Origin of the sequence: Bacillus sp. JUb11 (assembly GCF_024807925.1) — a bacterium.
GTDB classification, from domain to species: Bacteria; Bacillota; Bacilli; order Bacillales; family Bacillaceae; genus Bacillus; species Bacillus altitudinis.
Window position 1 is genome coordinate 201,243 of sequence record NZ_JANUEZ010000006.1, and the last position, 18,885, is coordinate 220,127.

18 protein-coding genes are annotated in these 18,885 nt (G+C 41.2%); 6 read left to right on the forward strand and 12 right to left on the reverse strand.

Annotated features, from left to right (window positions below):
* Nucleotides 1-30 precede the first annotated feature (30 nt).
* From M2369_RS13025 to M2369_RS13035, 3 genes are all read left to right on the forward strand, one after another.
* Nucleotides 31-1,908, forward strand: coding sequence for a terpene cyclase/mutase family protein (locus M2369_RS13025; RefSeq protein WP_259254512.1), 1,878 nt, complete (start codon nt 31-33; stop codon nt 1,906-1,908).
* On the forward strand, nt 1,901-2,722 hold the full coding sequence (locus M2369_RS13030) for a superoxide dismutase (RefSeq protein ID WP_259254513.1): 822 nt from the start codon (nt 1,901-1,903) through the stop codon (nt 2,720-2,722). Before M2369_RS13025 ends, M2369_RS13030 begins: the two co-directional genes overlap by 8 nt.
* 153 nt (nt 2,723-2,875) lie before the next feature.
* Nucleotides 2,876-3,826 (forward strand): bile acid:sodium symporter family protein, encoded by a 951-nt coding sequence (locus tag M2369_RS13035; RefSeq protein ID WP_060811914.1) that lies wholly within the window; start codon nt 2,876-2,878, stop codon nt 3,824-3,826.
* A gap of 31 nt (nt 3,827-3,857) precedes the next feature.
* Here the strand turns inward: M2369_RS13035 and odhB are convergent, their stop codons facing one another.
* The 7 genes from odhB to cdaS all read right to left on the reverse strand — a co-directional run bounded on the left by odhB (nt 3,858) and on the right by cdaS (nt 14,102).
* On the reverse strand, nt 3,858-5,114 hold the full coding sequence (gene odhB, locus M2369_RS13040; protein ID WP_007500721.1) for a 2-oxoglutarate dehydrogenase complex dihydrolipoyllysine-residue succinyltransferase: 1,257 nt from the start codon (nt 5,112-5,114) through the stop codon (nt 3,858-3,860).
* 14 nt (nt 5,115-5,128) lie between these two features.
* Nucleotides 5,129-7,963: a 2-oxoglutarate dehydrogenase E1 component gene (gene sucA, locus M2369_RS13045; protein ID WP_017359494.1), complete on the reverse strand. Its 2,835-nt coding sequence runs from the start codon at nt 7,961-7,963 to the stop codon at nt 5,129-5,131.
* A gap of 224 nt (nt 7,964-8,187) precedes the next feature.
* Entirely contained in the window at nt 8,188-10,104 is a 1,917-nt protein-coding gene (locus M2369_RS13050) for a vWA domain-containing protein (protein WP_259254520.1), read from the reverse strand.
* An 11-nt stretch (nt 10,105-10,115) separates the two neighbouring features.
* Nucleotides 10,116-10,994 carry an ATP-binding protein gene (locus M2369_RS13055; RefSeq protein WP_017367449.1) on the reverse strand — a complete coding sequence of 293 codons (879 nt, stop codon included), beginning with the start codon at nt 10,992-10,994 and terminating at the stop codon, nt 10,116-10,118.
* Between the two features lie 89 nt (nt 10,995-11,083).
* The gene (locus M2369_RS13060) at nt 11,084-11,662 is read right to left on the reverse strand and encodes a superoxide dismutase family protein (protein ID WP_259254522.1); all 579 of its coding nucleotides are present in this window, start codon (nt 11,660-11,662) and stop codon (nt 11,084-11,086) included.
* Between the two features lie 77 nt (nt 11,663-11,739).
* Nucleotides 11,740-13,071, reverse strand: a complete 1,332-nt coding sequence (locus M2369_RS13065; protein ID WP_024718576.1) for a C40 family peptidase — start codon at nt 13,069-13,071, stop codon at nt 11,740-11,742.
* Between the two features lie 404 nt (nt 13,072-13,475).
* Nucleotides 13,476-14,102: a sporulation-specific diadenylate cyclase CdaS gene (gene cdaS / locus M2369_RS13070; protein ID WP_024718575.1), complete on the reverse strand. Its 627-nt coding sequence runs from the start codon at nt 14,100-14,102 to the stop codon at nt 13,476-13,478.
* Between the two features lie 81 nt (nt 14,103-14,183).
* On the opposite strand from cdaS, the gene M2369_RS13075 reads away from it, so the two are divergent.
* Nucleotides 14,184-14,309, forward strand: a complete 126-nt coding sequence (locus M2369_RS13075) for a hypothetical protein (protein WP_003215647.1) — start codon at nt 14,184-14,186, stop codon at nt 14,307-14,309.
* A 59-nt stretch (nt 14,310-14,368) separates the two neighbouring features.
* On the forward strand, nt 14,369-15,736 hold the full coding sequence (locus tag M2369_RS13080; RefSeq protein WP_259254525.1) for an MATE family efflux transporter: 1,368 nt from the start codon (nt 14,369-14,371) through the stop codon (nt 15,734-15,736).
* 21 nt (nt 15,737-15,757) lie between these two features.
* Here the strand turns inward: M2369_RS13080 and bshB2 are convergent, their stop codons facing one another.
* From bshB2 to rarD, 4 genes are all read right to left on the reverse strand, one after another.
* The gene (gene bshB2 / locus M2369_RS13085; protein WP_024718573.1) at nt 15,758-16,423 is read right to left on the reverse strand and encodes a bacillithiol biosynthesis deacetylase BshB2; all 666 of its coding nucleotides are present in this window, start codon (nt 16,421-16,423) and stop codon (nt 15,758-15,760) included.
* Nucleotides 16,424-16,440: 17 nt separating this feature from the next.
* Nucleotides 16,441-16,791 carry a YojF family protein gene (locus M2369_RS13090; protein WP_008346474.1) on the reverse strand — a complete coding sequence of 117 codons (351 nt, stop codon included), beginning with the start codon at nt 16,789-16,791 and terminating at the stop codon, nt 16,441-16,443.
* Complete coding sequence (locus M2369_RS13095; protein ID WP_160757585.1) at nt 16,788-17,069, reverse strand: hypothetical protein; 282 nt, start codon at nt 17,067-17,069, stop codon at nt 16,788-16,790. Before M2369_RS13095 ends, M2369_RS13090 begins: the two co-directional genes overlap by 4 nt.
* A 78-nt stretch (nt 17,070-17,147) precedes the next feature.
* Nucleotides 17,148-18,059: an EamA family transporter RarD gene (gene rarD, locus M2369_RS13100; RefSeq protein WP_007500743.1), complete on the reverse strand. Its 912-nt coding sequence runs from the start codon at nt 18,057-18,059 to the stop codon at nt 17,148-17,150.
* Nucleotides 18,060-18,145: 86 nt separating this feature from the next.
* Between rarD and M2369_RS13105 the strand changes: the two genes are divergently transcribed.
* A complete protein-coding gene (locus M2369_RS13105) occupies nt 18,146-18,622 on the forward strand; it encodes an Hsp20/alpha crystallin family protein (RefSeq protein WP_259254529.1) in 477 nt (158 codons plus the stop codon).
* A gap of 40 nt (nt 18,623-18,662) precedes the next feature.
* Here the strand turns inward: M2369_RS13105 and M2369_RS13110 are convergent, their stop codons facing one another.
* Nucleotides 18,663-18,881 (reverse strand): hypothetical protein, encoded by a 219-nt coding sequence (locus M2369_RS13110; RefSeq protein WP_003215921.1) that lies wholly within the window; start codon nt 18,879-18,881, stop codon nt 18,663-18,665.
* Nucleotides 18,882-18,885: the final 4 nt, after the last annotated feature.

Sequence of the window (18,885 nt, forward strand, 5' to 3'; positions counted from 1 at the left end):
TATAGTGATAAAGGAAAGGAGCATGGCCGAATGCAAGATTTTAAAACGAGAGTCAACGAATATATCGATGAACTGCACATGCGGGTAGAACGCAGACAAAGAGAAGATGGCGCATTTATTTTCTGCTTTGAAGGACCTATGATGACAAATGCTTTTTTCATTATGCTGTTAAAAGCCGTTGGTGACCCTGATCAGCAATTGATCCATCAATTGGCCGAAGCAATACATGCCAAACAAAATGAAGATGGTTCCTTTTCTTTGTATCATGACCAGTCGGGACATCTCACAGCTACAGTACAAGGTTATTGCGGCATGCTCGCATCTGGCAGATTTCAAAAAGACGAGCCCCATATGGAAAAAGCAGCACAATATATTCGCTCAAAAGGTGGACTAAAGAGCGTTCATTTTATGACAAAGTGGATGCTTGCCGTAAATGGCATGCACCCTTGGCCCTACTTCTATGCACCTCTTTCTCTTTTACTCATCCCTACTTCTTTTCCGCTGCACTTCTACCACCTTAGTGCCTATGCAAGGATTCATTTTGTACCCATGATGATCGCACTGAACAAACGGTACACCTCTCATGCTACGTTTCCATCATTAGCCCATCTTGATGAAAACATGTCTAAAAATCCATTTGACTGGTTTATGGCAAGAGAAGAACGTTCGACTGATCACTTCCTCATGTATATGCGGTCATATACAGCCCTCGACAGCCGGCTCGACTTTTTCGGATATGAAGCGGCAAAGCGATACATGTTTGACCGTCTTGAAAAAGATGGGACGCTGTATAGTTACTTAAGTGCAACCATCTTTATGGTCTATGCCCTCATGAGCCTTGGGTACTCCCCTGGACATCATCTCATCCAAAAAGCAGTCAGAGGTATGAAAAGGCTCGTCACCTCCTGTCAAGGCAAGATATATGCTGAGAATTCCACCTCGACTGTGTGGGATACAGCGCTTGTCAGTTACGCTTCTCAAAGAACAGGAAGAAAACGAGAAGATCCCATGATCATGAATTCCTTCACCTATTTGCTGGACCGGCAGCAAATGAAGAAAGCGGATTGGGCAGTTCATAACCGTCATGCTGCTCCCGGGGGCTTTGGTTTCTCACATATCAATACGAATAATCCTGATTGTGATGACACGCAAATTGTGTTAAAAGCGATCCCAAAAGAATACGCTCCACTTCAGTGGAAACGAGGATATGACTGGCTTCTCTCCATGCAAAACCGTGATGGCGGCTTTTCTGCTTTTGAAAAAAATCAAGATCACTTTCTACTTCGTCACCTTCCGCTTGAATCTGCGGAGGATGCGGCGATTGATCCGTCAACTCCTGATATTACTGGTCGTGTGCTCCGTTTGATTGGTTTAGAAGAAAAAGATACTGCTTCACCCTCGATTCTCAGGCAAAAAGATCGATGTGTAAAATGGCTCATTGACCACCAAGAGAAAAACGGATCATGGTTTGGCAGATGGGGTGTTTGTTATATTTATGGAACTTGGGCAGCGTTAACAGGACTGAAAGCGGCCGGCGTTCCCTCCTCACACCCTGCTGTGCAAAAAGCGTGCCGTTTTCTAAAGCAGATTCAGCTTGAAGATGGCAGTTTCGGAGAATCGTGTAAAAGTGTAGAACTGAAAACCTATGTCCCGCTTCCCTTTGGCACAGTGGTTCAAACCGCATGGGCGACCGAGGCGCTCCTCCAATATGAGAAAGCAAATAACGCAGCCATTTTGAAAGCTGTCTCCTTTTTAGTGAACCATCACCATACTGAAGAAGCCATGTACTATCCAGTCGGCATTGGACTGCCAAAACAATTTTACATCACCTATCATAGCTACCCATTTGTGTTTCCGATGATGGCTTGTTCTACATTTTTAAACGAAATGAGGCGTATACATGAATAAAGAAGAATATCGCTCACAGCTCAAAGAGTGGCTTAGCACCATTCAACATGTGTGGCAAGATGATAAAATTCATCGAAAAGTGGAAAATTTACGACTCAAAATGGAGGAAGATCATTCGAGTGAACAAGAATGGTACGAACTAGCCGAAAGGATTGCAGAAGACATGCAGCCACACGAAGAAGTGCGCGATGTAGCAGCTGGAAATCATCAGTTACCACCACTGCCTTATCGGTATGACGCGCTCGAACCTTATATTTCAACAGAAATTATGTACTTGCACCATCAAAAGCATCATCAAACTTATGTTAATGGTCTAAATCAAGCTGAACTTGCGCTAAAAAAAGCAAGAAGAACCAACGACTTTACGATGATCAAGCATTGGGAACGTGAACTTGCCTTTCATGGGGCAGGACATTATTTACATTGTATCTTTTGGTTTTCAATGAGTCCTTCAGGAAAAAGAAAACCTACTGGTCAAATGCTTCGTCTCATTGATCAATCATTTGGCAGCTATGAGGCGTTCAAGTCACATTTTTCAGCTGCTGCCAAACAAGTAGAAGGTGTCGGATGGGCGATCCTTGTATGGTCCCCGAGATCTCAGCGTTTAGACATTTTACAAGCAGAGCGCCATCAGTTCCTCTCGCAATGGGACATCATCCCCCTTCTTGCTCTTGATGTGTGGGAGCATGCCTATTACCTCCAATATCGAAATGAGAAGGCGCAATATGTAGACCAGTGGTGGAATGTCGTTGACTGGCGTGAGCCAGAAGCAAGACTAAAACAGGCTCAACAAGTGAAATGGACACCTTTTTGATCGCATACTCCACATAGTTCATATACTATGTGGGGTTTTTTATTAGTTTACATAATAATATTATGAGCACCAGATGCAAAATCATAGGTTGTTTTTTCAGAAAATTCATTTAAAATAGAAAAGATATGAAAAGAAAGAGAGTTGAAAGATAGTATGAACACCCTTTTACACATTAGTCACTTTGCGGGAAGAACATTTGCTATATGGGTCATTGTCTTTGCTTGTCTAGGTTTTACTTTTCCTGCGGCATTTTCTTTGATTGGACCTTATATCCCTTTTTTACTTGGCATTATTATGTTTGGCATGGGGCTGACGCTGTCTTCTGAAGATTTTAAAGAGCTTTTTAGAAAGCCTCTTTATGTATTGATCGGGGTTTTAGCGCAGTATACACTGATGCCACTCATTGCATTTTTATTGGCCTATGGGTTACATTTGCCTTCTGAAATCGCTGTTGGTGTCATTCTCGTCGGCTGCTGTCCAGGCGGGACTGCATCCAATGTAATGACCTTTTTGGCGAAAGGAAATACGGCCTTATCCGTTGCCGTGACAACGATCTCGACCCTACTTGCTCCCATTTTGACCCCTGTTTTCATTTATATCTTTGCAAAATCTTGGTTATCTGTATCACCGGGTGCTTTGTTTTTGTCGATTGTCCAAGTTGTCTTAATTCCGATTATTTTAGGGGTCATCGTCAAATTGTTTTTTAAAAAACAAGTGACGTATGCTGTACAAGCACTCCCGCTTGTATCTGTGGTTGGCATTGTCGCCATCATTGCAGCTGTTGTCAGCGCAAATAAAGAACAGATTCTGCAATCTGGACTGCTTATTTTTGCCGTTGTTGTTTTACATAATGCTCTTGGTCTATTATTGGGTTACCTCATTGCAAAATGGTGTAAAATGGACATTCCTTCTCAACGAGCAATTTCAATAGAAGTAGGGATGCAAAATTCTGGACTTGGCGCAGCCCTTGCAACCGCACATTTTTCTCCACTTGCCGCCGTTCCCAGTGCCATTTTTAGCGTATGGCATAATTTATCTGGCTCTTGGCTGGCAACATTTTGGTCAAAAAGAGGCTACCCAGAAAATAAAGACCAAAAAAGCTAGTACCCTCATCGGTACTAGCTTTTTCTTTCGATTATCCTTCAAGCAATAGCTGTTCAGGATCTTCAAGTAGATTTTTAATCGTGACAAGGAACCCAACAGCTTCTTTACCATCGACAATACGGTGGTCGTATGAAAGAGCTAAATACATCATTGGACGGTTTTCAAAGCGTTCTTCATCAATTGCAACAGGACGAAGCTGAATTTTATGCATACCTAAAATTCCAACTTGAGGACTGTTTAAAATTGGTGTTGAAAGCAGAGAACCAAATGTTCCTCCGTTTGTGATCGTGAATGATCCACCTTGTAATTCATTGAGCGATAATTTGTTATCTCTTGCTTTTTTCGCAAGATGACCGATTTCTTTTTCAATTCCAGCAAACGATAGTCTGTCTGCATCACGGACAACTGGTACCACAAGCCCTTCATTGGCGGCTACAGCAATACCGATGTCATAGAATTTTTTAATGACAAGCTCATCACCTTGAATTTCTGCGTTGAGAAGTGGATATTTTTTAAGTGCTGCTACCACTGCTTTTGTGAAGAAGGACATGAAGCCCAGTTTCACATCGTTTTGTTCAAGGAAGGCATCTTTGCGACGCTTTCTTAGATCCATGACAGCTGTCATATCGACTTCATTAAATGTTGTCAGCATCGCTGCCGTTTGTTGAACTTCAACTAAACGTTTTGCAATGGTTTGTCTGCGGCGTGACATTTTTTCACGCTCAACTGGTTTCCCTGCTTGATCATTTTGCACCGCAGCATTTGCTTTTGGCGCGGCTTTCGGTGCACTTGCAGGAGCTTCATTCTTTTGGTAAGAAGCTACATCCTGCTTTCGTACCCTGCCCAGCGGATCTGCGGTTGGAATCTCAGATAAGTCTAACCCCTTCTCTCTTGCTAGTTTTCTAGCTGCTGGAGAAGCGATCGTTCTGCCATTACCAGATTTCGGCTCTTCTTTTGCTGCCTCTTCTTTTTGTTCAGCTGCTGGTTCTTCTTTCGAAGCTGGTGCAGAATCTTGCTCAGGTGCTGGAGCTGCGGACTCGCTTCCGCCAGCTTCACCTGCTGCAATCGTTCCGATGACTTCTCCAACTTGGACAGTGTCACCAGAATCTTTCAGTACTTCTTTTAGAACACCAGATTCTTCAGCTGTCAATTCGACATTGACTTTATCTGTTTCAAGTTCTAACAGGTATTCCCCCTGCTCAACATAATCGCCCGGCTGTTTTAGCCACTGAGCAATTGTTCCTTCCGAGATTGATTCCGCTAGTTCAGGTACTTTAATTTCCGCCATTTTTCATTTCCCCCTTAGTTTTTGCGAGTCAAGCTATCAGATACAATTCGTTCTTGTTCTTTTTTATGAACAGTTGGATCACCCTCAGCCGTACTTGAACGTCTTCTGCGGCCGATGTAACGTACTTTTACTTTTTCAGATGCAATTTCACGTAAATATGGCTCAATATATCCCCAAGCGCCCATATTTTGCGGTTCTTCTTGCACCCATACGATTTCTTCTAAGTTCGTCAGTTTTGATAAAATGGCTTTAATATCTTTGGCCGGGAATGGATATAATTGTTCCACTCTCGCAATATGAAGCCAATCTTTTGAGTCTTCCATTTGAGTAAAACGATCACTAATATCGATCGATACCTTCCCGCTCGATAGCACAAGGCGTGTTACTTTTTCATGATCATGCACAAGGCCCGGCTGTTCAAGAACTGGACGGAACTGTCCATCTGTTAGTTCTTGGACTTCGGATAATGTGTTCGGGTTACGAAGCAGACTCTTCGGTGTCATGATGACAAGAGGACGAATCTCTTCACGAAGTAGCATTTTCGCCTGTCTTCTAAGAATATGGAAGTATTGAGCTGCACTTGTCAGGTTCGCAACTGTCCAGTTATTCTCAGCAGCTGATTGCAAGAAGCGTTCTGTTCTTCCACTAGAATGTTCTGGACCTTGTCCTTCATATCCATGTGGCAAGAGCATCACAAGCCCTGACTTTTGTCCCCACTTGGCGCGGCCTGCTGAAATAAATTGATCAAAATACACTTGAGCCGCATTTGCGAAGTCTCCAAATTGAGCTTCCCAAATCACTAATGTTTCAGGAGAATAGACATTATAACCATATTCAAACCCGATGACAGAGCCTTCTGACAGTGGACTATTATGGACTGTAAATGATGCATTTGCATCACTCAGTTCATGAAGAGCAATGAATTCATCTCCCGTTTGACTGTCGTGAAGAACAAGGTTTCTTTGAGCAAATGTGCCTCGCTCAGAATCCTGTCCGGTCATTCGAATCGGCGTACCGTCTTTTAATATAGATGCAAATGCCAGTGCTTCACCAAGTGACCATTCCACTTTGCGATCATCTGTAAACACTTTTGCACGTTTTTCAAGGATCCGCTTTAGCTTACCGAATACTTGGAAGTCTTTCGGCCAGCTAATTAATTCTTCATTCAGCTTTCTTAATACATCAAACTCTACAGATGTATCAACTGCAGGGAAGCCGTTAGATACAGGCTCTGGCAGTTCGATTTCTTGAATCGTATGTTCTTTCTTTGAAGGCACTTTTTTATAAGCTTCTTCAATTTTTGCCGTGACAGCCTGCTCAATTTCTTCTCTTTGTTCTTTTGACAGAAGGCCCTCAGTGACAAGCTTATCTGCGAAGATATTCTTGACCGTTTTGTGCTTTCTGACCGCATCGTACAGCATTGGCTGAGTAGTAGAAGGCTCATCCATTTCGTTATGGCCATATCTGCGGTAGCCAATCAAGTCAATTAAGAAATCCTTTTTAAACCGTTTACGGTATTCTACCGCCAGCTGAACAGCTGCTAAACAAGCTTCTGGATCGTCTGCATTGACGTGAACAATTGGAATCTCGAAACCTTTTGCAAGGTCACTAGCGTATTTAGTTGAACGAGATTCATTGCTTTCTGTGGTAAATCCAATCATATTGTTGGCAATGATATGGATCGTTCCCCCCACTTGATAGCCGACTAATTGACTTAAATTTAATGTTTCTGCGACAATTCCTTCTCCAGGAAATGCAGCATCCCCATGAATTAAGATGGCTAACGCTTTTTCAACGTCTTGAACTGGATAGCCTTTTTGAGTACGCGATTCTTGAGCTGCACGAGTGCTTCCTTCAATAATCGGGTCAATAAATTCCAAGTGACTTGGGTTATTGGCAAGTGTGACTCTTGCACTCTTTGTATCTTCATCTTTGATTTGGCGGTCAGCACCGAGATGATATTTTACATCCCCTGTCCATCCGTAGCTGATGCCGATAGAGCCTTCTGATGGTACAAGCTCTTTATTAGGCGCATGCTGGAATTCTGAGAAAATGATCTCATATGGCTTTCCTAACACATGTGCTAATACATTTAAACGGCCTCTATGTGCCATTCCAATGTTAATATTTGAAGTCCCTTGTGTAACAGACTCGGATATAATTTCATCAAGTACTGGAACAAGTGCGTCTAATCCTTCAATAGAAAAACGCTTTTGTCCAACAAATGTTTTATGAAGGAACTGCTCAAATTGCTCGACTTCTGTTAATCTTTTGAATACAGAAACTAGTTTATCTGCTGGTTTTTTCTTAAATAATTCACCAGACTCAATAGATTTAGAGAGCCAGTTGCGCTCTTCGAAGTCATGTACGTGATCAAACTCAAATGAAATGGTACGCTTATACGTATTTCTCAAATGGTTAATGGCTTCTATGCCGTTTGAAATGTGTTTAGGTGCATCTGGACTAATAATTGATATTGGAATATTCTTAACGTCTTCTTCAGTTAAACCGTATTCCTTTAATGGAAACAGCTCTTGTAATTCCTTTTCTTTGCGAAGAGGATTGACGGAAGCATTTAAATGGCCATACGTTCTGATGTCTTCTGCCAGTTTAACGACTGATGCTATCTTTTGGATTTGTTCAGAAGTAACTACGCTATTTTCTTTTTTCCCAATTTCCTCCTTCATTTCACTCGGTGGTGCACCAAGTTCATCAAATATGCCTCTTATGTCTTCATCAACACTAGTAGGATCCTGGACATATTGATCGTAGAGCTCGAGCACGTAGCCGAGGTTCGGACCATGAAATTCTTCCCAACTCAACGGTTGTTTCACATCATTTTGAAACATTTTGAACACTACCCCCAACTTTGATCATCAAGTGATTGAACACTATCTCGATATAACTTCCAGAACACAATGACCAAATTTATGTAATAAAACGCTTCCAATCATATTCTACCACTGTTTCGGATTACTTTCTACATTCTTTGTTCAATTAAAGATAAAAAATTCAAAGAAAAACAAAAAATTTAAATCATTCCGAAAAATATTTTAAAGAAAGGGGCAAAACCTTATGCCCCAATGCTTTTATGCAGCAATTTCTTGAGTAATGGATATAGCACATCTGGCAATGTATCGACATCCGGTACAAAAATGCTGAACTTGCCATACATATCTTGGATCGTTTTCATCTGCGCCTCTTCAATCGGAGAATTGGATAAAAACACATTGATCACTTCAATTCCCTTTTTTCTCGCTTCGAGAACCGCTTCATGTGTATCCACGATCCCATTTTGTTCGTAGCTGAATGCAGCCGGCTCTCCGTCTGAGAAAACAATGAGGAACTTTTGCTCTTCTCTTCGTTTTAAAATCATTTTTGTCATTTGGCGAATCGCATAGCCGTCCCGGTTATCCTCTTCTGGCTCAAGTGACATAATGGATGGTCCTGCGTCAAATAAGGAATCTTTGAACGATACGACGGTGTTAAAGTAGTTCGGCTGACTTGTTTCAGTTGCGTCATTTGTATCTTCCCAGAACCCTACAATTTGATGAGGTACCTGCACTGATTTTAAAGCTTCATGAAACAGAACAATCCCTTTTTTTGTCTCATCCATCTTGTCAAACATACTTGCCGAACAGTCAACTAATAAAGTGAACACAGCATCAATTTGAGAAGATGGCGCTTGTTTTTTATAAAATAGTCGAGGATTGGACTCTGTAAAATAACGAATGAGCTTTTTACTGAGACGTCCTGCATGAAGATCTGTTTTTGGCCATGTTTTTTTATGCTCAAGTGTTTTTTGAATCATTTGTTTTAAGCGTTTCTGATAAGGCTCGATTGCCTTTGCGTGCTGCTTGTACACATCTATTTGCTCTGGTGAAGGAGGTTCTGGTGAAATCATGACTGGAAATGCATATTTGTTTTCTTTTCCATTCTCATGCGCATCTGCCCCGCTTTCTTCTCCTTCTGCCTCTTCTAGTGCTTCAAGCTTTGAATAGTCTTTTCGATGGGTTTGTTTGGCTGAACCTTGAACCGTTCCAAGCGCCTGATCTCCATCGTCACCTTCTCTTGCCGCATCTTTACCGAGATCGCTTTTACCACCGTGTTCTAAATCAAATTGAAGGAAACTTTTAGATGGTGCTTCCGTTTCTCTATGCCATACTTCCATATATTCATTATGGATGTCTTCATCCCCCTCTTTTTCCCGATCGACTTTTATATCCTCACTTAACTTAGGCTTTCTTTTGAGGTCATGGAAAAGCGGTTCTTTTGCCGCTTTTTCATAGTCCAATTCTGGGAAGAAAAAGTATGTGTTCAGCATATCCTTTTCAAGGAGCTCATCGAAGCCTTCTGTCAATTCCTTCACAATGATGGCGATATCAGATGTCGAGCGTGCGTCATATACACGTTCAAGACTTGACTCAATAAACGGAATCATTGGATCTATCCGCTCATGAAGGGGTGGAATGTCTTCAAGCGGAGATTCGGCTGTCAGCTTCACGTATATCGCACAAAAGAGTGCATCTGTTAAAATACTGCGCTCTTGGTTAATCGTTAATTGTGTTTTAAAGTGACGTCTGTAAAGCTCTCTTCTCCGTTTAAATACCTTTTTTGTTCCTGGGCGGTCACGTTTAATCCGCTCTTCAATGCGGATATCTTCAAACAGCATAAACAATTGTTTGCACACATCAGGAATGGATAATGTGTGGGCATAGCGAATGATGTCTTCAAATACTGTAAGATCGCTATACACCGTCCCTACTGCTCGCAGGAACACATCACTTTTTAGGCCTGCCATCATATCCTCTTGATGACGATCATCCCAAAAATGGCTGATGAAAATTTTCTTTTCAAACGGTTCATAGTACGATTGAACACCGTATTCAAGCTCCACATCATCACTTTTGGCAAGTGTTTTGGCTAAATCCGTTAATTCCATAAATAGAAATGAATCGATTCTGCTGTCATTAAATTTGATGAATTTCAAAAGTCAGAACCTCACTCGAATAATGTTTGAGCGATATTTCTTACCGCTGCTTTTTCCCGGTCATCTTCTAGCTTCTCTACAATTCCTCGTTCAATTGCACGAAGCGGCGGGATATATTGCGCAAGATCACATGTATCTAACAGTGCGCGAATGGATGCGGCTTCTTCACTGACCTGTCCATTGTGTGCTTGGACGATGAGATCTGATGAAAGCTGTACGAATTGATCGATTAACCGCTCATCCTTTAATACGGATTGAGTGTGCAGTACTTCTTTTAAAATGCCGCCGCCAATGTAAGGAACTTCAATGACAACAAAACGGTTTTTCAGCGCTTCATTGAGCGGCACTGTCCCCACATATCCCTCATTGATTGCTGCAATCACGCCAAAACCTTCTTCTGCTCTAACGACTTCACCTGTAAATGGGTTTGTCATCATTTTTCTGTAATCAAGCACACCGTTTAAAATAGGCAGTGTTTCTGGTTTTGCCATGTTGATTTCATCAATATATAAAAGGTGTCCTTTTTTCATTGCTTTTGTAACGGGTCCTTCAATGAATTCTATAGAAGCAACTTGTCCATCATTATGGATGGTTTTATAGCCAATTAGACTTTCTGCATCAAGGTCAACTGAGCAGTTTACACTATGCATCGGCTGTTGAAAGAAAGCTGATAAAGTTTCTGCTAGTTTTGTTTTACCTGAGCCCGTCGGTCCTTTTAACAGAACATTTTTTCCTAGGGCAAGTGCAATCATGGCATCTTGAATAATAGACGTATCTTGTGATTCATAGCCGCCTGTTCCGATAAGCGGACGAAATTCTTCTTCGAGAACTTTTCCTTTTGCTTCGATCATTGCTTGAATTTCTTCTGGGAGTGATGGTTGGTTAAACATATATGATTAATTCCTCTCTTCGATCATTTTCCTCACCAAGTATACTAAAAAAACCTTTATGCACTCAATACATAAAGGTTCGTCTTCTGTTATTTTACCATTTCTTTTGTGATGGCTCCGCAAGCAATGCGTTTCCCTGAGTTGCCAGAAGGGTTGCTTAAGTAATCATCTGCTTCTGCATGGATGATGAAACTTCGCCCGTTTTGATCAACCAATTGATTCGGGCCTCCTTTGACCGTCACATTCGGAACATTCACAACGACGTCAATTTGACCATCTGCCCCTACTTCTAAATTAGGCATATCTCCAGCATGATGCCCTTTTGGGTTGTCGAAGCCATGCTCTCTTTGGGTCGGATTAAAGTGAGCCCCCGCCGTTTCAAAATCTGGCGTTTCACATATTCCTGTTTCATGAATATGAAAGCCGTGAGGACCTGGTGGCAGTCCTTTCGCTTTCACATGCAGATCCAGCCCATTTTCTGAGGACTCTCTTATTTCAATGCTCCCTATTTTTTGCCCGCTTTCGTTTATGAGTGACGTTGTCACTGGTGCTTGTTTAGGTGCGGCAACTTCTCTTGTTTCTTCTGTCGTTTCTTTTTTCGGCGGTGCATGACATGCTGATGCGGTAAAGATCAAACATATCATGATCATCCACACTGACTTTTTCATTTATGACTGCCCCCTTTTGCTATCAGTATGGACAAACTGATGAGAAGGCAAACAAAAAAAGCCGAAAATCGGCTTTTTTAGAAGAAACGTTTCGCACCTAGGTACGCTTTTTTCCAATAAGGATTGCTTAAGTTTGAAATTCCTACTCCGCTGTCACTTGCATGAAGGAAATCTCCTCCACCTAGGTATAGTCCCATATGAGAAGGACCTGCTTTGTACGTTGTGAAATAAACAAAATCTCCAACTTGTGGTGTGCTGACAGGCGTCATCATATTCCAGTATCCTGCTGTACTCAATCTAGATACTGATGAAACCTTATTAATGAGATAGTAAACAAAGCCGCTACAATCAAATCCAGCTGGTGTATTGCCGCCCCATCTGTAAGGTATGCCTGTGAGTTTTTTACCTTCTTGAATCATTGTCGTGATTTTTGCATTCATTGGAACGTCATTTTTATTATTGTTGACCGGTGTTGTTGAACCGTTTGACGTAGAACCATTAGATCCAGTTGAACCGGAAGCTGTTCCGTTGATTTTTAATACTTGTCCAATTCTCAGCACATCACTTTTCAAGCTGTTTGCTGTGCGGATTGATTGAACCTGCACCTTAAACTGATTCGCAATTTTCCATAATGAATCACCTGATTTAACCGTATAAGATGTGGTTTTACTACTTGAAGACTGATTGCTGTTTGAAGGCGTGCTAGGTTGAGCAGGTGCTTTCGGCTGACTTGGTTTTGACGTCACCGTTCCTTTTACCTTCAATACTTGATTTGGATAAATCGTATCAGATTTTAGCGAGTTCAATGTTTTAATTTCACCAATCGACATATTTAACGAATTGGCAATTTTCCAAAGTGAATCGCCTAATTTCACTTTATATGTACTAGATGCTGACGACGAACTATTAGAATTCGTTGATTTGTTACTTGAGCTAGAATTAGATGTTGAGTTTGAATTTGAGGACTGGCTGCCGCTCGTTTTCGCTGTTCCAGACACTTTCAGCTTTTGTCCAGGACGAATGAGGTCACTGTTTAAGCTGTTCAAACTTTTCAAACTTGCAACTGACATTTTGTGATTCTTCGCAATCAGCCATAATGAATCCCCAAGCTTGACTGTATAGCTAGATGTTGTTGAAGCACTTGATTTCGTTGCTTTTGAACTTGTTGATGAGCTGGATTTTGAACTTTTTGCACTAGGAATCTTTAAGCTTTGTCCTGCAAAAATCATCGTCGTTTTTAATTGATTAAGAGATTGAAGTTCCGAAATACTTGTGTTGTACTGTTCGGCAATCTTCCAAAGTGAGTCACCGCTTTTCACCTTGATCGTCTGTGCTTCTGCCGGTGCAGCAATAACAGCTGAGCCTGCGATCGCTGAAACTGTGAGGCCGGTTACTACTTTTTTCTTCATAGATGAATCTCCGCCTTTCATGATTTCGTACCATAAGACTTATGTACTAGTTTTGAGTTTAGCATTTAATGGTTCTGCTTCTCTTGCACTATTTTATCTTTATTTCTATAATATTACTCGACATGAAGACGTTGGGCAATACTAAATAGGTTTTAGAGCAGCAAACTCAAAATGCTAAAACAAAGCCATATCGTTTCTATCGGCTGTTTGCTGTATTTATAAACATTTTTTAAGGAATTTTTAAGTTGACGTTTAGAAATTTGTCAAAACAAGCACGTTGCTAGTTTCATAGTTCTATTCTACATGACAAATTTTTCTGTATCAAATGACTTTTTACTTAATTGCCTGTTTTTTCTCCTCAATAAAAAAAGCACCCTTCCCAATGAAGAATGCTGTGTTCATGTTTACTTTCTGATTTCTTGATCTTTTACAGTTAACGGATAGAGGACGCCTTCTTTCGCAAACGACATTTTCCCTGTTTCTTCTGATACCACAAGAACAAGGGCATCGGTCATGCCAGAAAGTCCAATGGCTGCCCGGTGTCTTGTGCCTAGAGAAGGGCTGACTTTTTTCGAGGTGAGCGGTAGGACATTTGCAGCGGAAACAAGCGTGTTTTCTTTCACTAAAAGGGCGCCATCATGAAGTGGGTTTCCAGGATAGAAAATGCTTTCTATTAATGATGCGCTAATTTTCGCATGGAGGTTTGTCCCTTTTTGTATATAATCCTCCACCTCATCTCTCCTTTGAATCACAATCAGTGCGCCATGCTTTTGTTTTGATAAGTTCTCAATGGCTAAAGAAAATTGAGCAAAACCTGGTGTGAATTCTTCCATATATGCTTGTAAATAAAATGAGGAAGCCTCTGCATGCATTTCATTAAACTGATCATGCAATGATTCGAGTTCACAAAGAAGGCATTGTTCCGTCTGGTCAAGCGAATCGACGATTTTCCTTGCATCCATCATAATTTGCGTTAAATGAGATTTCATTTCTAACTTAAACATCGCTTCTTCATTTGTGCGATTGATCATCTCACCATGTCCCTCCTTCTTTCGCTAGTGTCATAAAATAACAAATTGTGCACATTCTATTTGTATGGAGGTGAATTCAATATGACCATTCAAAAAGTGATTCAATATGCTTGCAGCATTTTAGGTGTTGTCAGTCTTTCTTTTATTTATGCCCAAATGTTCAAAAAAACGAAGCCCTCAAAGAAAAATAATCCGACGGAGAATTGATTTTTTTACATAGCGTGATATAATTCCTCTCGTTATTTCTGTTCAGAGAGGAACTTATGATGAGAGAAACGAATAGTATTCGAGCAAAGTTGGCACAATTTTTAACCATATTGATTCCGATTTTAATTACACAAGCAGGTCTTTCGCTCATCACATTTTTAGACACGGTGATGTCTGGAAAAGTGAGTGCAGAAGACCTAGCAGGTGTAGCCATCGGTTCGAGCATTTGGACACCTGTTTATACTGGTCTCGCTGGTATTTTAATGGCTGTTACCCCTATAGTGGCTCAGCTGATGGGAGGCGGCCGCAGGGAAGGTGTTCCTCGTGCAGTATTTCAGGCCATTTATTTATCTTTTCTTTTAAGTATCGTGGTGATTGTCATTGGATCGTTGTGTGTTCCTTTTATTTTAGGGAGACTTGGGCTTGAACCATCCGTAGAAATCATTGCCCGTCATTTTCTCAGCTTCCTTGCTATTGGGATCATCCCGCTTTTTGGTTATTCAGTCATGAGATCGTTCATTGATGCATTAGGAAAAACACGTGTGACGATGTTCATTACGTTAACCGCACTTCCTATTAATTTTGTTTTAAATTATCTCTTTATTTTTGGAAACTTTGGGTTTCCAAAGCTAGGCGGTGCAGGGGCAGGTCTTGCATCTGCGCTGACGTATTGGGCGATTTTCATCATGAGTATTTGTATTGTCATCAAAGCCGAACCGTTTGCATCCTTTCGGTTGTTTCAGACATTACCTCGCTTTAACGTTTTCCGAATGGGTCAAATACTGAAAATCGGTATCCCTATTGGGTTTGCGATCTTTTTTGAAACAAGTATTTTTGCAGCTGTCACGCTCTTAATGGGTCACTTTGATACCGTGACAATCGCCAGTCACCAAGCAGCGATGAACTTTGCTTCTATTTTATATATCCTGCCGCTTAGTATCTCAATGGCTTTAACGATTGTTGTAGGTTTTGAAGCCGGTGCCATGCGGTATAAAGACGCAAAAAGCTACAGCTATATTGGCATTGCAACAGCTGTTTTGTTCTCATTATGTACCGCAGCACTCATCTTGTTATTTAGACCTGAGATCGCTGGTTTATATACAACTGAATCAGCTGTTTTACAAATGACACAGCACTTTTTGATGTATGCGATCTTTTTCCAGCTGTCAGATGCGATCGCCGCACCAATTCAGGGAGCTCTACGCGGGTATAAAGATGTGAATTATACACTGATTGCTGCGTTTGTCTCTTACTGGGTCATCGGCCTTCCAGCTGGCTACTTGATTGGCACGTATACCTCATTTGGAGCGTTCGGTTATTGGATTGGGCTGATTACTGGGCTTGCGGCAGGTGCCATCGTCCTATTTGTTCGTCTTAGATTGATTGAAAGACGTATGCATTCTGATACAACAGGAAAAGGCAGCTGACTGAAGTCAGCTGCCTTTCATTTAGTCATTCCATTGATACGTCCAAAAAATTTCTTCATCAAACCATTTTTGAACGACTGGTTCTTTGTTTTTCAACTTTTGTTCAAGCTCTCTTAGCATGCCTTCTGTTTGTGTTCTATGCGCTCTTAGTGCATTTAATTTGATATCGGCTACATCCGTAATATCAATCACAATATCGGCATTTCCTAGCACTTCTTCTCGATTTTTCGTAATGGCCATGCAGTATGTGACGGGACGGTCTTCTTTTTTCTTTCGGTATAGAGCACGAATGACCGCTTCACCTGTCGCGTCATGATCAGGGTGTACACCATGACCTGGATAAAATGTGACAATAAGGGTTGGTTTCACTTCATCAATAATACTTTCCATCACATCCGCTAAATACTCATCATCTTCAAATTCCAACGTTTTATCCCGAAGACCAAGCATTCGCAAGTCTGTGACATCCATTTCTTTACATGCATTGATTAATTCCTGTTTTCTTAATTCAGGAAGTGTCTCACGGTTAGCATATGTTGGACTTCCCATATTTCTTCCCATTTCTCCAAGTGTCCCACATGCATACGTCACTGGAATTCCACGTTTTCTGCTTTGCGCGATGAGCCCTGCGACCCCGAAGGATTCATCGTCGGGGTGAGGCAGCATCACAAGTACATGTTCGTTCATCACTGTTCCCCTCTCTCCTACACCTGAAATGGTGTTTCACTAATTTGTAATGAGATCGCTAGTTTTCCGTCTGGCAGGTGTCCTGCTAACAGCAGGCGGCCTTGTTCATCAAACACGTAATCAGTTAAACCTTCTGCGTAAATCCAGCCATCTTCTGTTTTCATTCCGACTCGGTATGGACCTTGTCCTTTTATTTTCGCCTGTGAATAGACGACTTTTGCGTTGCGGATATACGCCACGACCGTCATATTTTGCTCATTCACATGAGCTGAATAAGAACCAGTTGTCGTTTCAAGATGAACGAAGACTGGCCGATTTAAAAACGATTCAAGATGTGCTGTGACATCTTCCGTTTGAATTGGTTTCATGAGTGGTTCCTTCCTTCATTTTGAATTAGTTCTCGCAGCTTTTTCGTATGTAAGCTGATCAGCTGTAGTTGATGACCCTGCTCAATCGTGCTTTCTAAAATTCTTTCCACAGCGAGTACATACTTTTGATGTAATGACTTTCTTGCGCGAGGATGGGTTCGTGCATCTAGTAAATCATCACCTATTGCCTCGTGTAATGAAGACATATCCACTACATCAAGCTGCCGATTTTTCCATAAAGATTGATAAGCGTGTGCAAGCTCATCGACTGATGACATGTGATCACCTCTACAGTTTTGGTAACAACTTATTATGACATGATCCGCCTGCAAAAAAAAGCAAACTGCTTGGTCTCTTTAATGAGAATTCGCTGTTTTTTTCATTCGCAGTTGAGAGGTTGTAAATAGTAAAATCGCCACCCAAATACAGAGGAATGTCACGATTTTTGCTGCAGATAAGTGTTCGTGATACACAAACAGCCCCAAAAAGAGTGTAATGGTCGGTGCAATATACTGCAAAATACCAACTTGATATAAAGGAATTCTTTTGGCCCCTTCAGAAAATAAAAGAAGCGGTACAGCTGTAAAGACACCTGCAAAAAATAATAGCCCAAGAGAGCCGAAGCTGCTCGGATTCATCGTGACAACAGGTTCTTTTAAGAAGAAGAATAAGTAAACAAGCGCAGCTGGTGCAAGAAGCAGTGTTTCAATGGTTAATCCAATGGCACTCGTAAAACTCATCCTTTTTTTAATCAGTCCATAAAACCCAAAACTAAAAGCCAATACGAAAGCCACGACAGGAAATGAGCCGTACTGAACAGTTGAGATGATGACCCCAGCTGCGGCAATGAGAATGGCGGTGGTTTGCATTTTATTCAGTCGTTCTTTTAAGAAAATGATGCCTAGTAAAACTGATACAAGCGGATTAATATAATACCCTAAACTCGCTTCCAGCATAAGATCGTGATTTACCGCCCAAATGTATACGTACCAATTGACCGAAATTAAAATAGCCGATAAAAGTAATGAAAAAAGTGCTTTTCCATCTATCATCAGACCTTTCACAGTCTGCATCGCTGGACGTACTTGCTTTAAATATAAAAGAATACCGCACATAAAAACAAAGGACCATACTATTCTGTGCGCTAAAATTTCGCCTGACGAAATATGCTCCATCAGTTTCCAATATAATGGGAACAACCCCCATAATGTAAAAGATGCAGCCGTATATAAGACACCTTTTGATTGTTGTTCGTTCAATCTAACCATTCCTTTCTAAACCTATCGTATATTATAGCACGCACATCACTTTATGGGCATATACTAATTCAGGGCATTTAGAAAGGATGATTTGCATGTTTGACTGGAACCGATTATTCCCTTTTCAAAAGCAATTTTCAAAAGAAGCGTTAAAAAATTCAGATCCTAAAGACGTTGAGCAATATGTCAATCAAGTCATGGAAAGTGTTTTCGGCTCCAATTATTCTGCTCAATTCCCCTTTCAGGATCCGCTGTCTCAGCAGCAGAAAGCAGCAAGAGAGACAGACGATAAAAAAAAGAAAGAGCCGAATGTTGAAGTATTTGAGACGACAGATCACGTGTTTGTCAAAATAGAGCTCGATCGTCCGAACACGGAAAAAGTAAAAATCAAACATACAGCCAATCTGCTGTTTATTGATCATTTTCCTGAAGAGAATAAACAAAAGAAGGTTGTCCTGCCTGCTGCTGTGAAAAGAAAAGGAACGAAGGCTTCGTATCAAGATGGTATTTTAGAAATTATGTTTTTAAAGCATGATGATCCAGGCATTTCTGAAATTGATATTCCATTATAAAAAGCCTGCTTTGAAATGGAAGCAGGCTTACTCTTTTTTCTTAATAATATGGTGGATATCCGCCGCCATAAGGTGGTGGAACAGGCGGTGGTGGTGGCGGGTAATATGGACGAGGATAATTAAAAATCGCACTTCCTAGAAATCCGCCAAGCAGTCCGCCGACTAAAGGAGCGCCAAAACCAAAAAACAAAGGGACTCTAGATTCATATGGCGGAATGCCAGGGGCACCGCCTCGAAAATACGGAGTATGAGGGTACATGCAT

What these genes read in the sequence shown, in the direction of transcription:
- M2369_RS13025 (WP_259254512.1), top strand. Translation starts at nt 31, where the DNA reads ATGCAAGATTTTAAAACGAGAGTCAACGAATATATCGATGAACTGCAC.
- M2369_RS13030 (WP_259254513.1), top strand. Translation starts at nt 1,901, where the DNA reads ATGAATAAAGAAGAATATCGCTCACAGCTCAAAGAGTGGCTTAGCACC.
- M2369_RS13035 (WP_060811914.1), top strand. Translation starts at nt 2,876, where the DNA reads ATGAACACCCTTTTACACATTAGTCACTTTGCGGGAAGAACATTTGCT.
- odhB (WP_007500721.1), bottom strand. Translation starts at nt 5,114, where the DNA reads ATGGCGGAAATTAAAGTACCTGAACTAGCGGAATCAATCTCGGAAGGA.
- sucA (WP_017359494.1), bottom strand. Translation starts at nt 7,963, where the DNA reads ATGTTTCAAAATGATGTGAAACAACCGTTGAGTTGGGAAGAATTTCAT.
- M2369_RS13055 (WP_017367449.1), bottom strand. Translation starts at nt 10,994, where the DNA reads ATGTTTAACCAACCATCACTCCCAGAAGAAATTCAAGCAATGATCGAA.
- M2369_RS13060 (WP_259254522.1), bottom strand. Translation starts at nt 11,662, where the DNA reads ATGAAAAAGTCAGTGTGGATGATCATGATATGTTTGATCTTTACCGCA.
- M2369_RS13065 (WP_024718576.1), bottom strand. Translation starts at nt 13,071, where the DNA reads ATGAAGAAAAAAGTAGTAACCGGCCTCACAGTTTCAGCGATCGCAGGC.
- cdaS (WP_024718575.1), bottom strand. Translation starts at nt 14,102, where the DNA reads ATGATCAATCGCACAAATGAAGAAGCGATGTTTAAGTTAGAAATGAAA.
- M2369_RS13075 (WP_003215647.1), top strand. Translation starts at nt 14,184, where the DNA reads ATGACCATTCAAAAAGTGATTCAATATGCTTGCAGCATTTTAGGTGTT.
- M2369_RS13080 (WP_259254525.1), top strand. Translation starts at nt 14,369, where the DNA reads ATGAGAGAAACGAATAGTATTCGAGCAAAGTTGGCACAATTTTTAACC.
- bshB2 (WP_024718573.1), bottom strand. Translation starts at nt 16,423, where the DNA reads ATGAACGAACATGTACTTGTGATGCTGCCTCACCCCGACGATGAATCC.
- M2369_RS13090 (WP_008346474.1), bottom strand. Translation starts at nt 16,791, where the DNA reads ATGAAACCAATTCAAACGGAAGATGTCACAGCACATCTTGAATCGTTT.
- M2369_RS13095 (WP_160757585.1), bottom strand. Translation starts at nt 17,069, where the DNA reads ATGTCATCAGTCGATGAGCTTGCACACGCTTATCAATCTTTATGGAAA.
- rarD (WP_007500743.1), bottom strand. Translation starts at nt 18,059, where the DNA reads ATGGTTAGATTGAACGAACAACAATCAAAAGGTGTCTTATATACGGCT.
- M2369_RS13105 (WP_259254529.1), top strand. Translation starts at nt 18,146, where the DNA reads ATGTTTGACTGGAACCGATTATTCCCTTTTCAAAAGCAATTTTCAAAA.
- M2369_RS13110 (WP_003215921.1), bottom strand. Translation starts at nt 18,881, where the DNA reads ATGTACCCTCATACTCCGTATTTTCGAGGCGGTGCCCCTGGCATTCCG.